1 protein-coding gene is annotated in these 634 nt (G+C 50.5%); it reads right to left on the bottom strand.

The features are described 5' to 3' along the window. Positions 1-634 (bottom strand): molybdopterin-dependent oxidoreductase (locus ACWHAR_RS28650; RefSeq protein ID WP_452088645.1); only part of this gene is annotated, 634 nt, incomplete at both ends.

Here is a 634-nt window from a genome sequence, read left to right as displayed (position 1 = left end):
TCATTTGTACATTTAGAAGATGTAATAAAAGCGAGAGAATCCGGGCCAAATGCGTCTTTTAATTCACTGAACTTGCTGGCGATCAGCGATAACGCCTCCTCCCACTCTGCTTCACGGAAATGGTCACCTTCACGGATCAGCGGCTTTGTCAGGCGTTCTTCGCTGTTGACGAAATCCCAGCCGAACTTGCCTTTCACACAAGTAGAAATGCCGTTGGCTGGCGCTTCCTCCTGTGGCTCTACTTTCAGAATGTCTCTGCCCTTTGTCCAGACATCAAAGCTGCAGCCGACGCCGCAATACGTGCAGACGGTTTTCGTTTTTTTGATTCGTTCATCGCGCATAGCAGATTCCATATCAGAAATCGCGAGAATCGAGCCGTAGCCTGTCTCTACGCCTTTCGTGATCTCGATCATCGGTCGCAGCGTTTCGTTATTGATGCCTGTTAAATATCCGGCTTCCCCTTCCATTCCTTTTTCCATCATCGCGTTGCACGGACAGACCGTTGAACAATGGCCGCATGACACACATGACGACTCATTGATCGGCACGTCGTTATCCCAAATGACGCGCGGGCGTTTCCGCTCCCAGTCAATGGTCAGTGTTTCAGTCACCTGAACGTCCTGGCACGCTTCAA

It is taken from the genome of Bacillus sp. LR--39 (genome assembly GCF_053613335.1).
Note: the sequence above shows the minus strand (reverse complement) of the source record. Positions and strands in the feature narration are given on the sequence as shown.